The sequence below is a fragment of the Paenibacillus cisolokensis genome (assembly GCF_050481165.1).
In the GTDB taxonomy this organism is placed as follows: Bacteria; Bacillota; Bacilli; order Paenibacillales; family Paenibacillaceae; genus Paenibacillus_AH; species Paenibacillus_AH cisolokensis.
The window spans coordinates 19531-41540 of record NZ_JBCNFP010000077.1; the positions used below are offsets into that span (position 1 = coordinate 19531).

General features: G+C 53.6%; 15 protein-coding genes. All 15 read left to right on the plus strand.

Annotated elements, in window-relative coordinates:
* Positions 1-48: 48 nt before the first annotated feature.
* The 15 genes from ABEV74_RS13520 (at position 49) to ABEV74_RS13590 (ending at position 21978) form a co-directional block, all read left to right on the plus strand.
* On the plus strand, positions 49-846 hold the full coding sequence (locus tag ABEV74_RS13520) for an endonuclease/exonuclease/phosphatase family protein (protein ID WP_430146664.1): 798 nt from the start codon (positions 49-51) through the stop codon (positions 844-846).
* 46 nt (positions 847-892) lie between these two features.
* On the plus strand, positions 893-1663 hold the full coding sequence (locus tag ABEV74_RS13525; protein ID WP_062492954.1) for a sugar phosphate isomerase/epimerase family protein: 771 nt from the start codon (positions 893-895) through the stop codon (positions 1661-1663).
* A gap of 15 nt (positions 1664-1678) precedes the next feature.
* Positions 1679-2806: a Gfo/Idh/MocA family protein gene (locus ABEV74_RS13530; protein WP_430146666.1), complete on the plus strand. Its 1128-nt coding sequence runs from the start codon at positions 1679-1681 to the stop codon at positions 2804-2806.
* Positions 2807-3182: 376 nt separating this feature from the next.
* Positions 3183-4601 (plus strand): ABC transporter substrate-binding protein, encoded by a 1419-nt coding sequence (locus ABEV74_RS13535; protein WP_430146668.1) that lies wholly within the window; start codon positions 3183-3185, stop codon positions 4599-4601.
* Between the two features lie 232 nt (positions 4602-4833).
* Positions 4834-7767 carry an extracellular solute-binding protein gene (locus tag ABEV74_RS13540; RefSeq protein WP_430146670.1) on the plus strand — a complete coding sequence of 978 codons (2934 nt, stop codon included), beginning with the start codon at positions 4834-4836 and terminating at the stop codon, positions 7765-7767.
* 8 nt (positions 7768-7775) lie between these two features.
* Positions 7776-8669: a carbohydrate ABC transporter permease gene (locus ABEV74_RS13545; RefSeq protein WP_062496831.1), complete on the plus strand. Its 894-nt coding sequence runs from the start codon at positions 7776-7778 to the stop codon at positions 8667-8669.
* Positions 8670-8695: 26 nt separating this feature from the next.
* Positions 8696-9571 carry a carbohydrate ABC transporter permease gene (locus ABEV74_RS13550; RefSeq protein ID WP_062492958.1) on the plus strand — a complete coding sequence of 292 codons (876 nt, stop codon included), beginning with the start codon at positions 8696-8698 and terminating at the stop codon, positions 9569-9571.
* Between the two features lie 14 nt (positions 9572-9585).
* Complete coding sequence (locus tag ABEV74_RS13555; protein WP_430146672.1) at positions 9586-11652, plus strand: YIP1 family protein; 2067 nt, start codon at positions 9586-9588, stop codon at positions 11650-11652.
* Entirely contained in the window at positions 11639-13945 is a 2307-nt protein-coding gene (locus tag ABEV74_RS13560) for a DUF5696 domain-containing protein (RefSeq protein WP_430146674.1), read from the plus strand. Before ABEV74_RS13555 ends, ABEV74_RS13560 begins: the two co-directional genes overlap by 14 nt.
* On the plus strand, positions 13893-14828 hold the full coding sequence (locus ABEV74_RS13565; protein ID WP_082655203.1) for a carbohydrate ABC transporter permease: 936 nt from the start codon (positions 13893-13895) through the stop codon (positions 14826-14828). The genes ABEV74_RS13560 and ABEV74_RS13565 overlap by 53 nt, the downstream gene beginning before the upstream one ends.
* Before the next feature lie 5 nt (positions 14829-14833).
* Positions 14834-15820, plus strand: a complete 987-nt coding sequence (locus ABEV74_RS13570; protein WP_062496835.1) for a carbohydrate ABC transporter permease — start codon at positions 14834-14836, stop codon at positions 15818-15820.
* 43 nt (positions 15821-15863) lie between these two features.
* Complete coding sequence (locus ABEV74_RS13575; RefSeq protein WP_430146677.1) at positions 15864-16931, plus strand: Gfo/Idh/MocA family protein; 1068 nt, start codon at positions 15864-15866, stop codon at positions 16929-16931.
* Between the two features lie 12 nt (positions 16932-16943).
* A complete protein-coding gene (locus tag ABEV74_RS13580; RefSeq protein WP_430146679.1) occupies positions 16944-18269 on the plus strand; it encodes a glucoamylase family protein in 1326 nt (441 codons plus the stop codon).
* A 168-nt stretch (positions 18270-18437) separates the two neighbouring features.
* Positions 18438-19433 (plus strand): LacI family DNA-binding transcriptional regulator, encoded by a 996-nt coding sequence (locus tag ABEV74_RS13585; RefSeq protein ID WP_430146681.1) that lies wholly within the window; start codon positions 18438-18440, stop codon positions 19431-19433.
* A 130-nt stretch (positions 19434-19563) separates the two neighbouring features.
* Positions 19564-21978 carry a beta-galactosidase gene (locus ABEV74_RS13590; RefSeq protein WP_430146683.1) on the plus strand — a complete coding sequence of 805 codons (2415 nt, stop codon included), beginning with the start codon at positions 19564-19566 and terminating at the stop codon, positions 21976-21978.
* Positions 21979-22010 lie beyond the last annotated feature (32 nt).

Here is a 22010-nt window from a genome sequence, read left to right on the forward strand (position 1 = left end):
GATTTGCGAAACGTTTCGAATTGATTCGTACCGGAGGGAGGAAGAGCCGTGAAGCTGCCGGTTATGACGTTTAACCTGCGCACCGAAAGCGGGACTTCGGCGGAGCATGCATGGGAGAGCCGTTCCGAACGGGCGGCAAAGGTGATCAGGCAATTCGGGCCGCTGCTGTTCGGAACCCAGGAAGGCTCCCGCTCCATGCTGGAGCTTCTCAAAGAAAAGCTGAAGGACTTTCGTTACATAGGCCAGGGAAGAGATGGCGGAACGAACGGCGAATACTCCGCGATATTTTACGATTCAAGCTTGCTTGACGTTGTCGAGGAAGGCCAATTCTGGTTATCCGAGCAGCCCGATGTGCCGGGAAGCAAGAGCTGGGACGCCGCTTTTCCGCGAATATGCACATGGGCGCAATTCCAATCGATTGAACAACCGGCTCATCAATGGCTGGTTTTCAATACCCATCTGGACCATATCGGCCGACAGGCGCGTGAGGAAGGGATTTTGCTTATTGCCGGTGCAATCGGGCGAATGCGTGCCCACACCGGGCTTCCCGCCGTCTTGATGGGAGATCTGAACGCCGCGCCGGACAATCCGGTCATCCGGTTTCTGTGCGGGGAAGTGACATTGAAAGGCTATAAGATGCAGCTTCGGAACGCTTTCGAGGCTGCGGCGGCCAGACCGGGGGCAACCTATCATAATTTTGAAGGGGGTGAAGAGGGAGAGCCGATCGACTACATTTTTGCCACCGAGGAGATCCGGATTAGTCAGGTGCAGATTGTCAGGAGCAAGGTAAACGGCCAATTTCCGTCCGACCATTATCCTGTAGCGGCAGTTTTGGAGATGGAATGAGAGGGTCTGCGTTAGGATGAATAGTTAAAATGTAAGGAGCGGGAGCATGCATATTTCAATTGCGTCTTATTCTTTTCACGGCATGTTTAATCGGAAGGAAATCGATTTGTTCGGTTATTTGGAAAGCTTGAAATATCGTTATCATGTCAGCGGTGCCGATATATGGAATATGATGCTCGTCTCCTATGAAGAAGACTATCTTCTGAAAATCAGGAAGCATATGGACCAACGGGAACTCCATCTGGCCAATTTATGCGTGGACGGCGCGCATGTATGGGAGCCGGACCCCGAACTGAGGGAGAAGAACTATCAAAACGCGCTGATGAACCTGCGTGCCGCGGAGCTGTTGGGCGCGCAGACTGTCCGAATCGACATGGGCGGGCATGATCTGGAAATGTCGGATGAACAATTCGAGTATACCGTCAAAACATACAAAGAATTTGCCCGCCGCGCTGAAGAAGGCGGCTATAAGGTCGGTCCGGAAAACCATTGGGGCACCTCACGCGTTCCCGAAAACATCAAGAAGCTGGTGGAAGCGGTGGACAGTCCCGCTTTCGGGATTCTGCTGCATTTGGAAAACTGGGACGTGGATAAAGAAAACGGGGACCGCTTGTGTGCGCAATATGCCTTCCATACTCATTTTGCAGCATGGGTGCTGCCGCGCTACGAGGAAAAGATTCGAATCCTGATCGATGCGGGATATGAAGGACACTACAGTGTCGAGCATCATTCCAGCAAAAATGAGTACGTGGAAGTCGAATGGCAGCTTGCCAATATCCGGCGCATTCTTGCACACCTGAACGGCGAAACGGATTAACGGAGGGGATCGGCGGTGAATAAAATCAGAATCGGAATTATTGGCGTCGGCATTATCGGAAAAGTTCATTTGGATTATTATGCGAAAATCGAAGGCGCCGAAGTGGTGGCGGCGGCCGATCTCAATGAAGCCGAGCTGCAAAGCGTAGCCGAGAAATATCATATTCCCCATACGTATACCCGCTTTCAAGATTTGCTGCAGCGCGACGACATCGACGCGGTCGATGTATGCCTGCATAATAACGCCCATGCGCCGGTGACCATTGAAGCGCTGAAGGCAGGGAAGCACGTCTATTGCGAGAAGCCGATCGCCGGCTCGTATATTGACGGCAAGTCGATGGTGGATGCGGCGAGGCAGTACGGCAGGAAGCTGCATATCCAATTAAGCCATCTCTACGCCAAAGAAACTTTAGCGGCAAAAACGCTGATCGAAGCCGGGAAGCTCGGCAAGCTGTATCACGCTCGCTCGACCGGCTACCGGCGGCGCGGACGCCCTTATGTGGACGGCTACGGCACGCAATTTTTTACGAGAAAGGAATCGGCCGGAGGCGGCGCTTTGTTCGATATGGGCGTCTATCATATTTCCCAGCTGCTGTATCTGCTCGGCAATAGGGAAGTCAAGACGATAACGGGCAGCACTTATCAGGAAATGGAGATCGACGAACGCCGAAAGAACATTTCGCAGTTTGACGTGGAAGAGCTCGGCGTCGGCTTTGTCCGGTTCAAGGACGGTCTTACGCTCGACATCATCGAATCGTGGGCGGTTCATTTGAATGATTTCGAAGGCAGCAGCATCATAGGCTCGGAGGGGGGAATACGGCTTCCGGGTTATGCGCACGGCAAACCGACGCCGATGACCTACCATACGAATATGTGCGATATGGAAATGGACAGTACCTTCAACCTGGATGCGATGAGCTACCGCTGGCATAATCTGCGGGACAACATGGATGCCTACGATTCTTCGCAGCACCACTGGATCGCCGCGCTTCAAGGCAGGGTCGAGCTGCTGCCGACGGCGGATATCGCTTTGCAGACGATGCTGATCAGCGAAGGAATCTATATTTCGCAGCGATTGGGCCGGGAGGTGACGGCTGACGAGGTCGTCTCGCTATCCCAATCCCTGGCGCTTCAACTCACATAGGCACGGTAGACGAGAAGGATAAAAAAGGATAAAAAAAGATTGATTTCGACATGATCATATGGTAAATTTTTATTACTGATCGAAACGTTTCGATATTCACGACGAATGATGAAAGGGCTAACAAGCGCAAAAATAGCTAGCAATCAACTGATTTCAAAAGAAAAACATCGTCTTTTTGCGTATGAATCGAATTTTTTACCCTAAAATCGAAACGTTTCTATTTTTTCTTTCCGCGTTTCTATGCTACTTTCTGTCTTGCAACTATCGGGGGCAAATGTAATCGCATTCATAGGGTCGGGCGGATTGTGAAAACGCATGCATGTGGAAAAAGAAAGGGCATGTCACAGGAAATCAAAAAAAGGAGCCTGATGTAAAAATGAGAAAAACGACCTCATTTATCCTGATGCTGGTACTGAGTTTGGCGCTCGTCGTTGCCGGCTGCGGCAGCGGCGGCGGGGAAACCGGCAGCAGCAACCAGAATCAACCTCCTGCTTCCTCGACGGACTCAGAAGGCTCTGCCGGGCAGACGAACGAGCAGACGAACGAACAGGCAAACGAACAGACGGATACGCCGAAAGAAACGGTGACGCTCAAATGGGGCACCTGGATGGGCGAAGAAGAAGCGAATCGCATCATCGAGGCTTTCGAAGCGACGCATCCGCACATCAACATCGAGACGGATCCGGCGGTCACCTGGCCGTGGAACGAGAAATTGGCTGCTGTAGCAGCCGCAGGGCAGCTTCCGGATGTCATCTGGACATTCGGCGTACCGGTAGCGGCCGCCAACGGATGGCTGGAGGATCTGACCCCCTTCCTGGCAGCAGATCCCGAATATCAGGCGGGCAACACGTTCAAGAACCTGGACGAGACCGCCAACTATAACGGCAAACAGTATGCGCTTCCGCACTCGCTTCTGATGTTCGGCGTGTTCCTCAATCTGGATCTGTTCGAAAAAGAGAACATTCCGATTCCGTCTGCCAACTGGACCGTCGACGAAATGCGCGAAGCCGCAATCAAACTGACCAAGTACAACGACAATCAATTCGGCATGGCGAATATTAAAGGGATGCGCGAAACGCTGACCTCTGCGTTCGATCCGTCCCTGGGCTGGAATGCATGGGACGGCGAGAAGTTTAACTTCACCAGTCCGGCCTTTAAAGAAACGGTAGCTTTTATCGACGAACTGCTTTATTCGGATAAAGTATCTCTTGATATTTACAAGCAGGAAGAAAAAGAACAATGGTACGGCAAAGATAAAAACCCCTGGATGCTCGGCAAGATCGGCATGCAGTATGACGGTACCTGGCTCATTAACGGAAGCATCCAGGATGCCAATTTCAAATGGGATATCCGGCCGCTGCCCGCTTCCAAAGGACAACGGATTCCGCTCATTACCGATTATGTCGGCATTACAAAAAGCTCCCAGCATAAAGAAGAAGCTTTTGAATTCGTAAAATGGCTGACTTACTCCAAGGAAGGCTGGATGGAAAGAATGAAGCCGGAATGGCCGCTGAACAGCATTCCGCTCATTAATGACGAAGAAGTATGGAACGCTTACCTGGGCAGAGAAGATATGCCTGCAGGCATGCGCGACATGATTGCCATGATTCCGGACGGGTTTGTCGATCCGATCAAGTGGCTGCCGGGCTACATGGATGCGCTGAACATCTATCATGAGACGTTCAAGCAAATCGACGAGCGTAAGGCCAAGCTGGAAGACGTGGCGCCCGATCTGGAGAAACGGATGAACGATGCTTACAAAACCGCTGCGGACCAACTGAGCGCGGCGCCATAACTTCCGGGATGAACATGTTCTCTCCCTGCTTCAGGGAGAGAACACTTTTTCACACTTTGCTGTTTGGATATTGGCGTTCGATTATTTACCTCGAAGAGGAGAATAAATTATGAAGCGTAAAGCGCCGGCATTAATGCTTGTTTTATGTATGCTGTTGGCATTGTTTCCATCCTCTCCGTCACAGCACGTCTTAGCCAATTCGGACGGCAGTACAAAGAGTTTGCTAGACAGCTTGTTTAAAAAAGACGGTGAAGAAAATTCCGGACAAGACGATGAGCAAGGCGGAACGGATACGGAGCAGGAGGAAGGCAGCCGCGGGATCGGTCGGAGAGTGACCGAGGATTATTATTTGCAAGTGAAACAGCAGTGGGAGCAAGCGGGTTACTCCGATTCGCAATCGTTTCAAGCGGTTATTCATCCTGCCGAGTTGTATGCCGGCGGAAAGAAAGCCGAGTTAACTCCAATCTCGCAAGCAAACGGTTACGATGAGCAAGTCGTGTTATGGAACGAACTGACTCCTGAAATCAATTTCACGGTAAATGTCCCGAGTGACGGGCTTTATCAGATTCAAATAGATTATTTTGCCCTTCCGGGCAAAATTACGCCGCCGGAGAGAGGCATTCAAATTAACGGCGAATACCAGTACTTCGAAAGCCGCAGAATCGTATTTCCGCGGCTCTGGGCCAATGAATCCGAGCAGTTCCAGACCGATGAGCTGGGCAATGAGGTGTTCGCCAAGCAGGTCGAAGTACAGCGGTGGCAAAGCGCCGCGCTGACGGATGCGAGCTACCTGAACAATGAGCCGCTTACATTTTACCTGAAGAAAGGCCGCAACGAGATCAAATTGCTGTATTTGAGGGAAGCGATGCTGTTAGGACGGATCCGTGTGGAGTCGCCCGAGGCGTTGCCTTCCTATGAAGACTATTTGCAGCGCAACGGCGCATCCGATGAGATCGAGGCGCTCTATACATTCGAGGCGGAGAAGTCGGATTTGAAATCGGATTCGTATATTCAGGCGATAGCCAGCGGAGACGCCAACGTAACGCCCAACCGGGGTTCTCTGATCACGCTCAATACGCTCGGCGGAGACAGCTGGAAGCACGGCGGCCAGAGCGTCACCTGGAATATTCAAGTAGAAAAAACCGGATATTACGAGCTTGCTTTCAAATATACCCAGTATTTCAATATCAACATGCCCGTATTTCGCAAGCTGCTGATCGACGGGCAAGTACCGTTTCGCGAAGTGGCGCCTTATCCGTTTCCGTACGCTTCGGACTGGGAAAACGAGGTGCTCTCGAACGACAAAGGAGAACCTTTCAAGTTTTATCTGACCGAAGGAGAGCACCAGCTGACGTTGATCGCCGACCCGTCTCCTTACCAACGGGTCATTCAAACGGTAAGAGATGTAATGGAAGAGCTTAACGAGCTCAATCTGGAAATCAAAATGGCGACCGGGAACACCCAGGATGTCTACCGCGATTGGGATATTACCGAACAGATGCCGGATATTACGGAAAGACTGAACGGGATTGCCGGCAAATTGCGTGAGGAGTATCAATATTTGCGCGATCTAAGCGGAAAAAATCCGGATCAGGCCAGAAATCTGCTGATCGGGGCCGAGCAGCTGGAGCGGCTGGCCAAAGAACCGGCCCAAATACCGGTGAGGTTCGATCAAATTTCGCAAGGTTCCGGCTCCGTTACGCAAAAGCTGGGAGACATGCTCCTGACGTTGCCGCAGCAGCCGATCCAATTCGACAAGTTCTACGTCTATCACAACAAGAAGCTGCCGAAGGCCAAGGCAAGCTGGTGGCAGAAAATATCCGCCATGTCCGGCAATTTCTTCACTTCGTTTACGACGGATTACACGCGCATCAGCCCTACGGACGAGGACGCCTTGCAAATTTGGGTTAACCGCCCGCGGCAGTATGTCATGCTGATGCAGCAGTTGGCCAATCAGGCGTTCACGGCCGAAACCGGCATTAAAGTATCCTTGTCTCTCATGCCGAACGAGCAGAAGCTCATCCTGGCGAACGCATCGGGCAAATCGCCGGATGTGGCGCTCGGCGTAAGCGAGAAATTTCCTTATGAATTCGCGTTAAGGGGAGCGCTGACGGATCTCAGCCAATTTGAGGATTACGGGGAAGTCGTCGAACGTTTCGCGCCGGGAGCGATGCTGCCGTTCATCTTTGACGGCGGAGTCTACGCGCTGCCGGAGACGCAGAACTTCTGGGTGCTCTTTTACCGCAAGGACATTCTCGATGCGCTCGGCCTGGAAGTGCCGCAAACCTGGGAGGATGTGCTGGCGATCCTGCCGAGCCTGCAGCGCTACGGCATGAACTTCTATGTTCCGCTTGCCGAAGCCGGCGCGATGAAATCGTTCAACCTGACGACACCGTTCTTCTATCAGCAGGGCGGCGAGCTGTTCGCGGAGGATGGCACGAAAACGGCGGTGGACAGCGAGGAAGCGCTGGAAGGGTTCAAGCTGATGACGGATATTTTCACGGTGTACAACATGCCGCTGCAAATCCCGAATTTCTACAATCATTTCCGGGACGGACATTTGCCGATCGGCATTTCCAACTACAACACATATGTGGAATTGACGACGGCCGCGCCGGAATTGAGCGGGTCCTGGAAGATCGCGCCTTACCCCGGAATCGCCGACGACAAAGGGAACATTGCCCGCTGGGCGCCGGGTACCGGCCAAGGCGTCATCGTCTTCAAGGACAGCGATAAACAGCAGCAGGCATGGGAATTCGTGAAGTGGTGGACGTCCACGGAAGTGCAGGCCGAATTCGGCAATCTGATCGAGACGATCTACGGGCCGACTTACCGCTGGAACAGTGCGAACCTGGATGCGTTCAGCGAGCTGCCGTGGCCGGAAGAGGATCTGGAAGTCATTCTGGAGCAGTGGAAATGGCTGAAGGACGTGCCGCATATTCCCGGGGATTATATGCTGGACCGGGAGCTGAGCAACGCCTGGAACAAGGTTGTGTTCGACGGGGAGAATCAGCGGAAGGCGATTGAGGACGCCGTCGTGCTGGCGAACCGCGAGATTATGAAGAAGCTGGAAGAGTTCGGCTATGTGAAGAACGGCCAAATCGTCAAAAAACTGAAGGTGCCGACGATTGAGGATGTCAAAAGGTCAGGAGGTGATTCGGGATGAAGGTGGCTATGAGCAAATCAGTGCGCAGAGAACTGGAGGCCATGTTTTTCGTATGGCCGTTCGTTCTCACCTTCACTTTGTTTATCGTCATACCGGTCATTGTCGCCATTTACCTGTCGTTTACTTACTTTAACACCATACAGCCGCCCGAATTCATCGGCCTGAAAAACTACGTCAATCTGCTCACGCAAGACAATGTGTTCATGATGTACGTGCTGCCGAATACGTTCAAGTTCTCGTTGATTGTCGGACCGGGAGGTTATATTTTGTCGTTCTGGCTGGCCTGGCTGCTGGCGCAAATTCCGAGACGCTCGAGATCGGTGCTGACGCTCATCATTTACTCGCCGTCGATGACCGCGGCGGTGGCGATGGCCGTCGTATGGCTCGTCGTATTCAGCGGCGATGCGGCTGGCTATCTGAACAGCTTGCTGATCAACCTCGGCATTATCCATGAACCGATCCAGTGGACGCAGTCGCCGCATTATCTGATGTACATCATGATTGCGGTGACGCTCTGGAACAGCATGGGCGTCGGCTTTCTCGCGATGCTCGCCGGCATCCTGAACATTAACCAGGAGCAGTACGAAGCCGGTTACATCGACGGCATCCGAAACAGGCTGCAGGAAGTTTGGTACATTACGATTCCGTCGATGAAACCGCAAATGCTGTTCGGCGCCGTCATGGCGGTCGTCGGCACGTTCCAGGCCGGCGATATCGGCGTCCAGCTGTCCGGCGCCAACCCGACGCCGCAATATGCCGGGCAAGTCATCATCAACCATATTCAGGATTACGGATTTATCCGCTATGACATGGGGTATGCGTCTGCGGTGTCCGTCGTGCTGCTCATCATCGTTTACGGCCTCTCCAAGATTTGCTGGAGACTGTTCGCCGAGAAGGATTAAAGTGATGCAGGAGGAGATGGTACGAAATGAATTCATTTCATGGCAATAAAATCAATCCGACAAGAATTCATCGGAGCCAAATCAAGTACTTTCTGTTCTTGATCACTTTATCCGCCTTCATGCTGCTGCCGATCGTATTTATGTTCTCGCAGGCGATGAAGCCGATCGATGAGCTGTTCTTGTACCCGCCGCGGTTTTTTGTGGAAAATCCGACCTTCAAAAACTTTTACGACCTGTTTAACGTGACGAGCGTAACGGTCATTCCGATGACCCGCTTTCTCTTTAACAGCATCGTCGTCACGAGCATTGTCGTATTTTTGAGCATCACGATCAGCGCGATGGCGGGTTTTGCGCTGTCCAAGCTGGAATTCAAGAGCAAGAAGATCATCTTCGAAGCCAATATTATCGCGTTGATGTTCGTTCCCGCCGCCATGGCGATTCCGCGCTATTTTATCGTCGATGCGCTCGGGCTGACCGATAATCTGCTCGGCCATATTATTCCGATTCTGGCGATGCCGGTGGGCCTGTTTCTGATCAAGCAGTTCGTGGATCAAATTCCGAACGAATTGATTCAATCGGCCTCGATCGACGGGGCCTCGAATTTTACGCTGTTCCGAAAAATCATTCTTCCGATTATTATGCCGGCGCTGGCGACCGTGGCGATTCTGGCGTTTCAGATGGCCTGGAACAATACGGAAACGTCGGAAATTTACATGAACAATGAAACGCTCAGAACGTTTGCCTTTTACATGACCACGCTCACAGGCAATTTGGAAAACCGGGTCGCCGGTCAAGGCATTGCGGCTGCGGCCGCTCTCATAATGTTCGTGCCCAACCTGATTATTTTTATCTTCATGCAGAGCAGAGTGATTGATACGATGGCGCATTCGGGGCTGAAATGATAAGGGGGATAAGCATGGCGAAATTCAAATCCATACTGTTCATCGCTTTGGTCATGCTGTTGCTGCTGCCGTCAGCGGCCTCCGCCGACGCCCCTTATGTGACGTTTACCGTCAATCATGAGGGCGAGCCGATTTTGACCCAGAGCGCTTACTTGCCGACAGGTGTCGTGGATGGCTTCAACATTATCGAGAAGGACGCCGAAACCGGAGAAGAAAGCGGCGTTCCGCTGTCGCGTCCGGAGGATATCTATATTGACAGCCTTGACCATGTCTATGTGGCGGACACCGGCAACGGCAGAATTGTGGTGTTTGACGTTTGGGGCAATTATTTGCGGACGATCGGGCAGGAGGTGCTGTCCAAGCCGACGGGCGTGTTCGTCGACGACGAAGGTACGGTATATGTCGCCGATTACGGCAACGAAAAAGTGTATATGTTCGGCAAAGACGGAGCGTTGCTCAAAGAGTTCGGCAAGCCGAAATCCCATTTGTACGGGAAAAATAATCCGTTCAAGCCGACGAAAGTGATCGCGGATAAGCGGAAAAATTTATTCATCGTCGGGGAAGGCACCATTCACGGATTGATACAGATCAGCCAGGACGGCGAGTTTCTCGGCTATTTCGGCGGCAATAAAACCGGCTTCAGCCTGAAGCGTCTGCTGCAGCGGACGTTCTACACCCAGGCCCAATTGGACCAGCTGATGAAGCAGCTGCCGCCTTCCGCCACGAATGTGGCGATCGACCGCGACGGGCTTGTGTACACCAGCACGGTCGGCACGCGAACCGACAGCATCAAGAAGCTGAACGTGGCAGGCAAAAACTTGCTTCCGGGACTGTGGTCATACCCGGATATCGCCGATATAACCGTGGATGCGCTCGGCAACATTTATGCGGTCGACGCTTTCAGAGGGAGGATTATCGAATACGACCGCGACGGCAACATGCTGTTCGTATTAGGCGGGACGGACCAGGGAAGCCAGCGGCTCGGGCTGTTCAATTCGCCAAGCGGCATAGCGGCCAGCTCGGACGGGCGGCTGTTTGTCGTCGACAAGCAGCGAAACAATATTCAGATTTTGAAGCCGACCGAATTTGCCGAAATTGTCCATGAAGCGATCTTTTATTACATGGACGGCAAATATGCGCAGAGCGAAGGGCCGTGGCTGGATGTGCTGCGGTTGAACAGCATGTTCGATCTGGCCCATACCGGGCTCGGCATGGCCGCGATGAAGCAGGGCGATTACGAGCTTGCGCTGGAGGAGTTCAGCGTAGCGGGCAACAAAGAGGAGTATTCGAACGCCTATTGGGAAATCCGCAGAGTCTGGCTGATGGAGAACGCCTCGTTTTTTATCATTGGCATCGTCCTTTTGCTTGCCGCGATTTCCGTCATGAAAAAGCTGTACCGAAAGTACGGCTTCGCGCGGCCGGTCGTTGACGGCTGGAAACGGTTCAAGGAGATCACGCTGGTGAAGCAGCTGCTGCATACGTTCCGCCTGATGAGGCATCCGGTTGACGGCTACTACGAACTGGAGGCGGAAGGGAAATCGTCCCTGTTGTCGGCGTGGATCCTGCTCGCGCTGCTGTTCGCCGTCCGCCTGTTCGAGATCTATCAGACGAACTTCCTGTTTGCGGACTGGGATGTCAAGAAGGTGAACTTGTTCACGGAATTTTTGAAGGTGTACGTTCCGTTTTTTGCCTGGGTCATCTCCAACTACCTGGTCAGCACGATCAATGACGGGGAAGGCAAATTCAAGGATATTTTCAAAGGCTCGGTATACGCTTTGAGCCCTTACATTATTTTTGCCGGGCCGGTGGCGCTCTTGTCCCAGGGATTAACGCGGCTCGAGGCCGTGCTGTACAATTTCGCGTCCACGGCGATCGTGGTGTACTGCGCCTTTCTCTTCTTTATGATGGTGAAGGAAATTCACGATTACGAGATCGGACAGTCATTCAAAAATATTTTCCTGACGATCGTCGGCATGTTGATTATGGCGCTGCTGGCCTTCATCCTGTTCGGATTGTCCAACCAGGTGACGGACTTCGTTTATTCGATCTTCCAGGAGGTGAAGTACCGTGTCTCTCATTAAAAAGACGGTCGCTTATCTGTGCGTCGTATCGCTGCTGTTTTTCGGCGCCGTATCGCTGGTGACCGGGGAAGAGCAGCCCTCCGAAGTGTCCGACCGATTCTCGGACGATCAGGCGGACCGGGCGATCGAATACAAAATCAACAGCTATACCTCACCCGAACCGAACAACAGCGCCGCGATCGCGCCAAGGGAAATTCCAAGCGGTTTCGAGCTGGCCGGACAAACGGACAGCCTGGAATTGTACATCGGCGAGCAGATGCAAAGTTTTATGATAAAGAACAAGCACACCGGTTACGTATGGAGCTCTGTGCCGGACGAGAAATGGCTGAAGGAGGAGAAGCTGAACGAGGAATGGGGATCGGCGGTCCGTTCGCCGTTTCTGCTGGAATATTTCGATCAGAATGCGATGCTGAAAAGGGGCAGCTACCGTTCGCTCGGGGCAACTACGGAGAGCATGGAGCCGGTTCCCGGCGGAATGAAAGCCGTCTACGCTATCGAATCGCTCGGCATCAAGTTTTCGATGGAAGTGAAGCTGGAGAATGACTCGCTCGTCGTACGATTCGCCGACCAGGACATCGTGGAGAACGGCAGCGGCAAACTGGCTTCCATTCAGCCGCTTCCGTTTTTCGGAGCGGTCAGGAACAGCGAGATTCCGGGCTATATGTTCATCCCGGACGGCAGCGGGGCGCTCATTCGTTTTCAGGCGACCCATCCGCGGTACGATCAGGCGTATGAAGGCCGCGTGTACGGTATGGATTACGCGATCGAATATTCGGATCTGTGGGCCGTGAACGAGCAGCCGATTCTGATGCCGGTGTTCGGTCTGACGCACGGCGTGAAGCAGAACAGCTTTCTGGGCATTATCGAGGACGGCAAATACAGCGCCCGGATCAACGCCTATCCGAGCGGCGTGAATACAGGCTTTTATTGGGTATCGCCCAAATTTATGCTGCGATATCCGTACTTTCAGCGAACGAGCAAAAACATGGGCGGCTTCAATACGTTCCAGGCCAATCGCAACCAGGAGGACCGGCAGGTTCGCTACCTTTTCCAAAGCGGCCAGGACGCCGATTACGTCGGCATGGCGAAGGCTTACCGGAGCTACCTGAACGAGCGGGGAGCGATTTCGCCGAAGCAGGGCTCGGACGGGAACATCCCGCTGAACCTCGAGATGCTGGGCGCGGACAAGGAGCCGGGAATCATCGGCAACCGGATCGTCAAAATGACGAGCTTCGATGAGGCGGAAAAAATCGTGGACGATTTGCGCGGGCGCGGAATTGACAATCTGTCCGTCGTGTTTACCGGCTGGGGCAAGGGCGGACAGAATGGCAGCAACCCCGACAAGTTCCCGGTCGGTAAGGAGTTGGGAGGTGAGAAAGGGCTCGTTGAGCTGAAGAACCGTCTGGCGGACAAGGGCGTCCCGTTGTTCCTGTACAACGACTATACCAATGCGTACGGCAGCAACGGCAATTTCCGCCCGAATGCGGACGGAATCCGCACAGCCGGCAACGAGGTGCTGCAGGAAACCTACTATTTGTGGGTCGACCAGGAAAGCAGCAGCGATCTGACCGTCTACTTTATGAACCCGAAGGTTGCGTCAAGCATAGCGGCCAAGGATGCGGAGCGGTTCGGCAAGATGGGAATGGATTCCGTCGCGATCGGCAAGACAGGCCGGCTGCTATTGTCGGATCATCATCCGCAGAAACGCCTGTCGCGGAAGCAGTCGGCGGAGGAATACGCGAAGCTGGCGGGCGCGTTGCGGGAGAAGCTGGATAACGTTGGCTTCTATACGCCGAACGAATATTTGTGGCCGTATACGACGCAAATGTTCGAAATGCCGATGTACTCTTCGCAGTATATGTTTGCGACCGATACCGTGCCGTTTCTGCAGATTGTGCTGCACGGATCTGTCGATTACTTTGCGCCGCCTGCCAATTACAACGCCAATCCGAAGGAGTACCTGCTGCGAATGGTGGAGTACGGGGCTTATCCGTCCTTTAACGTGACCGGCGAGCCGTCATGGAAGCTGAAGTATACGCTATCCAACTATATGTTCACCTCGTACTATGAGGACTGGAAAGAAGAAATCGTCTCCACTTACGAGCGGATGAACGAGGCGCTGCGGCAGGTGCAGGACGCGACCATCGAACAGCGCAATATGCTGGACTGGGGCGTCGTGGAAGTCGTCTACTCCAACGGCGTCAAAATTATCGTGAATTACAGAACGAAGGACGTTCAGTATGAAAACCGTACCGTACCGGGAATGGACTTCATTCTGGCGGGGGGTGAATGAGTTGCTGCTGAAACTGATCAGAAAACGAAGAGAGATGTTTACGGGTTATTTGTTCGTGCTCCCTTGGATTATCGGGTTTCTGCTATTTATGGCTTATCCGATCTATTTCTCGCTGTACATGAGCTTTAATCGGGTACTGATCACGTCCGACGGCATCAACACCACCTTTATCGGCTGGGACAACTTCAAATACGCGTTTCTGTCCGATCCGAAGTATGTGGAGGAATTGATCCTGTTCGTGCAGAAGGTCGTGTTCATGATTCCGGTGGTCGTCATCTTCGCAATGCTCGTGGCGCTGCTGATTAACCAGCCGATTCGCCTGAAAGGCTTGTTCAGAGGGATTTTCTTTCTGCCGGTTGTCATTACGAGCGGCGAGGTCGTCAAGGAATTGTTCTCGCAAGGGGCGACTTCCATTCCGATCGTCGAGCGCTACGGCATCGTCCAGTTTCTGGAGGCGAATTTTAGTCCGACCTGGTCGGAGCCGATTATTGCGGTCATTCAGCAATTGATCGTCATTTTATGGTATTCGGGCGTGCAGATTCTGATCTTTTTGGCCGGATTGCAGAAGGTGAACAGCCAAATTTATGAAGCGGCTTCGATCGACGGCGCCTCGCCGTGGGAAATTTTTTGGAAGATCACGCTGCCCAGCATCAAGCCGTTCATCCTGGTCAATATCGTCTATACGACCGTCGACCTGTTTACCAACTCTTTAAACGGCGTGATCGACCTGATCAAAGAGCATATGTTTAAGATCAATACCGGTTTTGGCTATGCGACAGCGCTGGCATGGATCTATTTTGCGATCATCTTTGTGATCCTGCTGCTCGTCGTCCTCATCTTCGGCCGAAATGAAGACTACAACCCGAGAAGGGCAGTGAGGTGAACAGGATGAAGCCGGACATCGCTTCCATTGTGAGGTCAGCCAGGACCGTAGATAAAAAAATGATCGAAAACGGCTGGAACAAGCTGAAAAAGTTTTTGCTCGGCAAGCAGGGCAACGACGGCATCGTCTTCAAGCTCGTCGTGTACGCGCTGCTGATCAGCATCGGCTTTGTCTATTTGTATCCGATCTTTTATATGCTCTCCCAGAGCCTCAAGAGTCTGGACGATCTGCTCGACCCGACCGTGCTGTGGCTGCCGAAGACGCTTCATCTGGAAAACTATGTCCAGGCCTGGAAGGTGCTCGATTTCACCCGGGCGTTCGGTGCGTCGCTGCTCAACTCGGTGCTCCCGGCTATCGCCCAGACCGTATCCTGCGCCCTGGTCGGTTACGGGTTTGCCAGATTCCGGTTTCCGGGCAAAAACGTAATGCTGGCCTTTATATTGCTGACATTCATTATTCCGGTGCAGGTCGTGATGATTCCGCTGTTCCTGCTGTTTCAGCAGTACGGCATGCTGGGCTCGCCGCTTCCGTTTATCGTACCGGCCCTGTTTGCCGGCGGACTCAAGAGCGCGCTGTTCATCCTGATCTATTTGCAGTTTTTCAAGACGGTGCCCAAAGCGCTTGAGGAGTCGGCGCAAATCGACGGCGCAGGCGCGATCAAAACCTTTTTCCGCATTATTATGCCGATCTCGGTACCGGCGATCGTCGTCGTCTTCCTGTTCTCGCTCGTATGGCACTGGAATGAAACGTATACGACATCGCTTTATTTGGGAGAAAGCATGAGGACGCTTCCGCTGAAGCTGCAGTCCTTCGATCTGGCCTTCTCTCAAGTGTTCACCTCGAGCCAGACGAGCGGCGATACGGCGAACATTAACGAGTCGATCAAGCTTGCCGGAACGATGCTGATCATTCTTCCGCTCTTGATCCTGTATCTGTTCGCACAGCGGTGGTTCGTCGAAGTTATCGACAAGACGGGCATTACAGGCGAGTAATCATCAAAAACCAAAAATATTCATCATTGGAGGAGTGGGAACGATGAGCAAACAAAAGTTGAAACTGGGTATTATCGGAGCGGGAGGCATTTTCAAATATGTGCATGGTCCGGCGTGGGCCCAGCATCCGGAAGTGGAATTCACAGCCGTATGCGATGTGAACCGGGAGCGGGCGGAGGAAGCGGCCAAGCAGTATAATATTCCGCATGTATACACCGACTACCGCGATCTGCTGGCGCATGATGAGATCGATATCGTCGATATTTGCACCCCTAATTTGTACCATTCTCCGTATACCGTTGCGGCGCTGGAAGCCGGCAAGCACGTCCTGTGCGAAAAGCCGGATGCGGTCAGCCCGGAGGAAGCGGTCAAAATGGCGGAGACCGCCGAGAGAACGGGCAAAACGCTGATCGTGATGCGCAACAACCGGTTCAGCGCCGCCGCCCGGTATATGAAGAAATTTATTGAGCAAGGGCACATGGGAGAGATTTATACCGGCCGCTGCGGCTGGCTGCGCCGCCGCGGAATTCCGGGCAAGGGCGGATGGTTTACGACCAAGGAACTGTCCGGAGGCGGTCCGCTCATCGATCTCGGCGTTCACTTTATCGATCTGGCTGTCTGGCTGATGGGCAATCCGCGCCCGGTATCCGTCGTAGGTGCCACCTATACGAAATTTGCGGATACGGACATTTCCGATTCGGAGCACAGCCAGTTCGGCGAGAAGCAGGATCAGGGCACATTTGACGTGGAAGATCTGGCAACGGGCTTCATCCGGTTCGACAACGGGGCCAGCCTGCAGATCGAGTTCAGCTGGGCTTCCAATGTCGAGGAGGAAGTGACCTTCTACGAGCTGCGCGGCACCAAAGCGGGCGCAAACTTCAGAAACGGCCAATTGAAGCTCATCACGGAAGTGGAAGGGAAAATGTGGAACGTCAATCCGGAGCTTCACACCCATCATGTCGGCGATCATGCCAACAATATCAACCATTTTGTCGATGTCGTCCAGGGCCGCACGCAGCCGATCTTTACTCCGCAGCAAGGGGTGGAAATGATCAAAATATTATCCGCCATTTACGAATCGGCACGGACCGGACGCGAGGTGAGGTTATAAGAGGGCGGCAAGATGAACCGGATAACGCGTTTGACGGCAGGGCTGCTGCTCGTCACGTTCGTGCTGCAAGTCGTGCTGGCCGGGTGCAGCCGTCCGGCCTCCCCCGACCGGGGGGATAAGACCGACGATCCGCTGCTGGAGGAGGAAAGCCGCAAAAGCTTCGAATTTTTCTGGAAGGAGGCCAATACGGACCCTGCAAGCAAAGGCTACGGCCTGATCCGGGACCGCGCGCCCGGTAATCCGAACTTGAGCAGCGTCGCCTCGGTCGGCTTCGGCCTGACCGCTCTGGCGATCGGCGCCGAGCGCGGGTGGATCACGCGCGAGGAAGCGAAAGAGCGTGCGCTGGGCACATTGAACACGCTGTGGAATCACGCCGAGCAGATCAACGGGTTTTACTACCACTTCCTGAACATGAATGATGCGACCAGAGCGGGCAACAGCGAGGTATCGATCATCGATACGGCCATTGCGCTGTGCGGCGCCATTGTCGCAGGCGAATATTTCGGCGGGGAAATCAAGGAGCTCGCAGAGCAAATCTACGAAAGAGTGGACTGGAATTGGTACCGCGACCCGGAGCGGAATCTGTTCTATATGGGATACCATCCGGAAGAAGGTTTCAAGGGCCATTGGGATTTCTATGCGGAGCAGCTGATGCTGTATTTCTTGGCTGCCGGTTCGCCGACTTATCCGCTCGACGAGAATATGTTCTACAGCTTTATCCGCCATACCGGGTCGTATGGGGACAGCGAGCCTTTCATCCATTCCTGGTTCGGCTCGATCTTTACCTATCAGTTCTCGCACGCATGGTTTGACTTGCGCGATAAAGTCGACAAACAGGGAGTCGATTGGTGGGAAAATTCCGTGAACGCCTCGAAAGCGGCCCGGTTGTTCGCCATCGATCAAGCGGAGACGTTCAGCACATTCGGTCCGGATGCATGGGGGCTTACCGCCTCGGACGGGCCGAGGGGTTATGAGGGGAAATACGGGGCGGCCCCGTCGGGCTACAGCAACGATGCGCATTTCGTAGACGGCACGCTGCCGCCGGCCGGAGCGCTCGGCTCCATCGTATTCACGCCGGAGGAATCGATTGCGGCGTTAAAGCATTACTACACGTTCCCCGATCTGATCGGCGAGTACGGATTGAAGGATGCTTATAATACCGCCGTATCGCCGGCATGGTATGCCCGCGATGTGATCGGAATCGACAAAGGCATCACGCTGCTCATGATTGAGAACTACCGGGCCGGCTTTGTCTGGGAATGGTTTATGAAAAACGAATATGTCAAAAAAGGAATGGAAATTGTCGGCATGTCGGAAAAACGGGATTCGTCTTCATAGAATCGCATCATTTCCTGCCGATAAAGAAGGTTTACGATTGAAAAACGAAGAATGTATTATGTAATTATTTCCGGAACATACAACATCAAGAACGGTTTTCTGCCGCCGCATCCGGCAGGAGCCTCTGCAGCTTGCCGAGTAAATCTGGAACTAGATGAGGAGACAACAATGGCAACGATCAAAGATGTCGCCAAGATGGCGGGTGTATCGATATCGACGGTTTCCTATGCCTTGAACGACAATCCCAAGGTCAGCAAAAAAACGAAACAAAAGGTTATGGAAGCCGCACGCCAGCTTAATTATCAGAAAAATGGCCTCGCATCCGATTTGAAAAAAAACAGTACGCGTACGATTGCCATTATTGTTACGGACTTGGCCGGCCCTCACTATGCAGAACTGGTAAAAGGCATTCAGGAGGTTACGATGTCCAAGGGCTACGATCTTCTCGCATGCAGCTCGGTTGGCGAGAAAACCTCCACCGCCGTCAAGTTTTTGACGGAAAAACGGGTCGACGGCGCGATTGTGTTGGCGCACAATATTAGTGAAGAGATCATCCTTCAATCGGCTCGCAAAGAATTTCCGATCATTCTGCTTGACCGGCAAGTAGACAGTGAATTCGTCGTAAGCATTGAAGTGGATAACGAGCAGGGCTGCCATATGGCGGCGGAATATTTAATTGAGCAGGGGCATCGGGATATTGCGTTTATAAGCGGCAATGCGATCAGCAGCCTGCATGTGCAGCGGGCGCGCGGCTACGAGAGCGCGCTGCGCAAGCACGGGCTGGACGGCAAAAGCCGGCTGCATCAGTTCGGGATGTTCAATCAGGAGAACGGCTACAGCATGACGAAGATGCTGATCGCCCAAGGCAATCTGCCGACAGCCATTATGTATGCCAACGACGAGATGGCGATCGGGGGCCTCAAAGCGTTCAGGGAGTACGGCATCAAGGTGCCTTCGGACGTCTCCATCGTCGGATTCGACGATATCGAGCTGGCGCAATACGTTCGTCCCGCGCTCACAACCGTCATGCAGCCCAAATATGAACGCGGCGCATTGGCGGCGCATTTGATATTCCAAATTCTCGAAGGCCAGGAGACGCAAAATTACTACAAGTTACCGACACAGCTGGTACTCCGGGATTCCGTTCAAAAAAGAACGGAGTAAACGGGGGAACGGTGAAACGGTTCGCCGGATTAATCGGCACGATTAGTCCGGGATACGTTTAGCGGATTTTCGAAACGTTTCACCTTTCTCCGGTCAATCGAGAGACATCTTCTGGAAGAGGAGAACGGAAATGATCGAAATCAAAAACAAGCGGATCCTTATCGACGGCAAGCCGCAACTCATAATGTGCGGCGAGATTCATTACTACCGGTTGGCCAGACATGATTGGCAGGATCGCATCGACAAGCTGAAGGCGGCCGGCTTCAATGCCGTAGCCTCGTATATTCCATGGCTGTGCCACGAACCGGTGGAAGGCGAAATCGATTTGGAAGGCAGAACGCGTCCGGAGCTCGATCTGGGCGGATTCATCGATTTGTGCCGGGAGAACGGGCTGTATTTCATCGCCAGGCCGGGTCCGTTCATTATGGCGGAAATGAAAAACGAAGGGTTGCCGCATTGGATCTATACGAAACATCCCCGGATCGTGCCGGTGACATGGGACGGGCGTGCGGTTCCGACGAAGACCGTCGATTACTTGGCCCCGGAATTTCTGCAGGAAGCGGAAAAATGGTACGCCGCAGTTATGCCGGTTCTGGCCGCTCGTCTATACGGCAAAGGCGGCAATGTGATCGGGGTGCAGCTGGACAATGAAATCGGCATGCTCTCCTGGGTGAGCAATTCGCCCGATTTGACGGAGCATGTGCTGGAGGACTTTGCCGGTTGGCTGCAGCGGAAATACGACGCCGGTACGCTGGGACGGCGATACCCGTTCAAGCTGGACCGGAAGGAGGAGCGGGAGCAGGCCGTCCGGTCGCCGCGGGAGGAATATGCGGCTGCGCTGCTTCACGACCTGGGCTATTATATGCGCCATCGTTTTGCCAAGTATGTAGCCGAGCTTCGCAAATATGCGGAGCAATCGGGGGTCACCGGCATTCCGTTCCTGGTGAATATTCACGGCACAGGGAACGGAAGAGGCAAAACCTATCCGATCGGCATCAGCCAGCTGTATGAATCGTATACGCAGGCGCCGGGTTACCTGTCCGGCTCGGATATCTATTTCGGCGACTTGAATATGAACACTTTCCAAGACTTGTATCTGATCAACGGATTTATGGATGCGGTTCATTTGCCCGATCAGCCGCTTGCGTCGCTGGAGTTTAACTGCGGCGACGGCAATTTCGGGGAAACCTACGGCAGTCGCTATGACCCTTCGGCTGTCGATTTCAAGACACGGATGTGCATTGCGCAAGGAAATCGGCTGCTTAATTTCTACTTATTCAGCGGCGGGTACAACTACCGGATGGACCAAAAGCTCGGCGACGGCAATGACCGCATCGCCTTCACCGGGGAGCGCCACGGATTTGCGGCGCCGGTCGGTCCGGATGGCGATCTGAATTATACCTATCCGAGAATGGCCCGCGTCAACAAGACCGTCATGGCCGTGGCGGATAAGCTGGCTGTCATGGACGAGGAGCGCGACGCGGTCGCATATGGCTTCATTCCCGACTATTACATGACGGAGTATAAATATCCGCACAGCACCGTAATGAAGGACATCGTTACGAATCTCGAAGCGAATCGCAATGCCGGAGCATGGGATATTATGGCCCGCGCGATGCTGCTTGCGGGATATCGCTTCGGTTCTGTCGACGTGCAGAACAAGCCGATCGATCCGCAGCAGACACCTGTAATCGCCCTTCCATCGGCCAGATATATGCATGCGCATATCCAGCGCAAGCTGGTCGCGTATATGGAAGCCGGCGGCGGCCTTCTGCTGTATGGCGAAGTTCCGCTCTACGATATGGAAGGGGCTCCGTGCACCGTTCTGGCCGATGCCTTCGGCGTGAAGCCGACGCGCACGCTTCGAGACGGAGGACATTATTACTTGTCTCTGTGCGCGGAGGGTTGGGCCGCGCCGCGGCCGGAAATCCGCGCTTATTACGCCCAGACGTTCGATCACGGCAGGACAGAGCCGCTGCTGCGCGTGTACGATACCCGCGAAGTGTGCGCTTTCGAAGCGGCAGTGGGCGAAGGCAAAGCGATCGTCATCGCTTCCGCTTACCGCTGCGATATTCCGCTGTTCCGCACGGCGCTTGAGCGATTGGGCGCGAAGGCCGAGCTGCAGCATGACTGCAGGGACCACGGCATTTTTATGACTTCAACGGCGACGGAGGACGGGGAACGGTTTCTTCATCTGCTCAATCTGGACGGATTTGACAAAGAGATCCGCCTGTATGACCGCGGGGCGCCGCTGCTGGAGGGCCGGCCGTTCGTACTTTCCAGCAAAGACGGGGTTATGCTTCCGCTCGATATCACGTATCATGGCGTAAAGATCGTCTATTCGACCGCGGAAATCGCGCAGGTAAGCGAAGACGAGCTGGCCTTCCGATTAACGCAGGCCGAAGATGTGATCGCGCTGGAAACGGACCGCAGAATTGCAGCGAGCGATGCGTATTCCGTTCGGCAAGACGGCAGCACCGTTTATATTATTTCCAAGAAGCATGCCAAGGTGGACGATCGTCTGGTCATTCGCTTTGCATCATGAGAAAGCATGAGATTTGAATCATGAGAGGAGTA

Excerpts from the sequence above, each read along its gene's own strand:
- ABEV74_RS13550 (WP_062492958.1), top strand. The coding sequence starts at position 8,696 with ATGAATTCATTTCATGGCAATAAAATCAATCCGACAAGAATTCATCGG.
- ABEV74_RS13555 (WP_430146672.1), top strand. The coding sequence starts at position 9,586 with ATGGCGAAATTCAAATCCATACTGTTCATCGCTTTGGTCATGCTGTTG.
- ABEV74_RS13545 (WP_062496831.1), top strand. The coding sequence starts at position 7,776 with ATGAGCAAATCAGTGCGCAGAGAACTGGAGGCCATGTTTTTCGTATGG.
- ABEV74_RS13565 (WP_082655203.1), top strand. The coding sequence starts at position 13,893 with ATGAAAACCGTACCGTACCGGGAATGGACTTCATTCTGGCGGGGGGTG.
- ABEV74_RS13580 (WP_430146679.1), top strand. The coding sequence starts at position 16,944 with ATGAACCGGATAACGCGTTTGACGGCAGGGCTGCTGCTCGTCACGTTC.
- ABEV74_RS13575 (WP_430146677.1), top strand. The coding sequence starts at position 15,864 with ATGAGCAAACAAAAGTTGAAACTGGGTATTATCGGAGCGGGAGGCATT.
- ABEV74_RS13585 (WP_430146681.1), top strand. The coding sequence starts at position 18,438 with ATGGCAACGATCAAAGATGTCGCCAAGATGGCGGGTGTATCGATATCG.
- ABEV74_RS13570 (WP_062496835.1), top strand. The coding sequence starts at position 14,834 with ATGAAGCCGGACATCGCTTCCATTGTGAGGTCAGCCAGGACCGTAGAT.
- ABEV74_RS13535 (WP_430146668.1), top strand. The coding sequence starts at position 3,183 with ATGAGAAAAACGACCTCATTTATCCTGATGCTGGTACTGAGTTTGGCG.
- ABEV74_RS13525 (WP_062492954.1), top strand. The coding sequence starts at position 893 with ATGCATATTTCAATTGCGTCTTATTCTTTTCACGGCATGTTTAATCGG.
- ABEV74_RS13590 (WP_430146683.1), top strand. The coding sequence starts at position 19,564 with ATGATCGAAATCAAAAACAAGCGGATCCTTATCGACGGCAAGCCGCAA.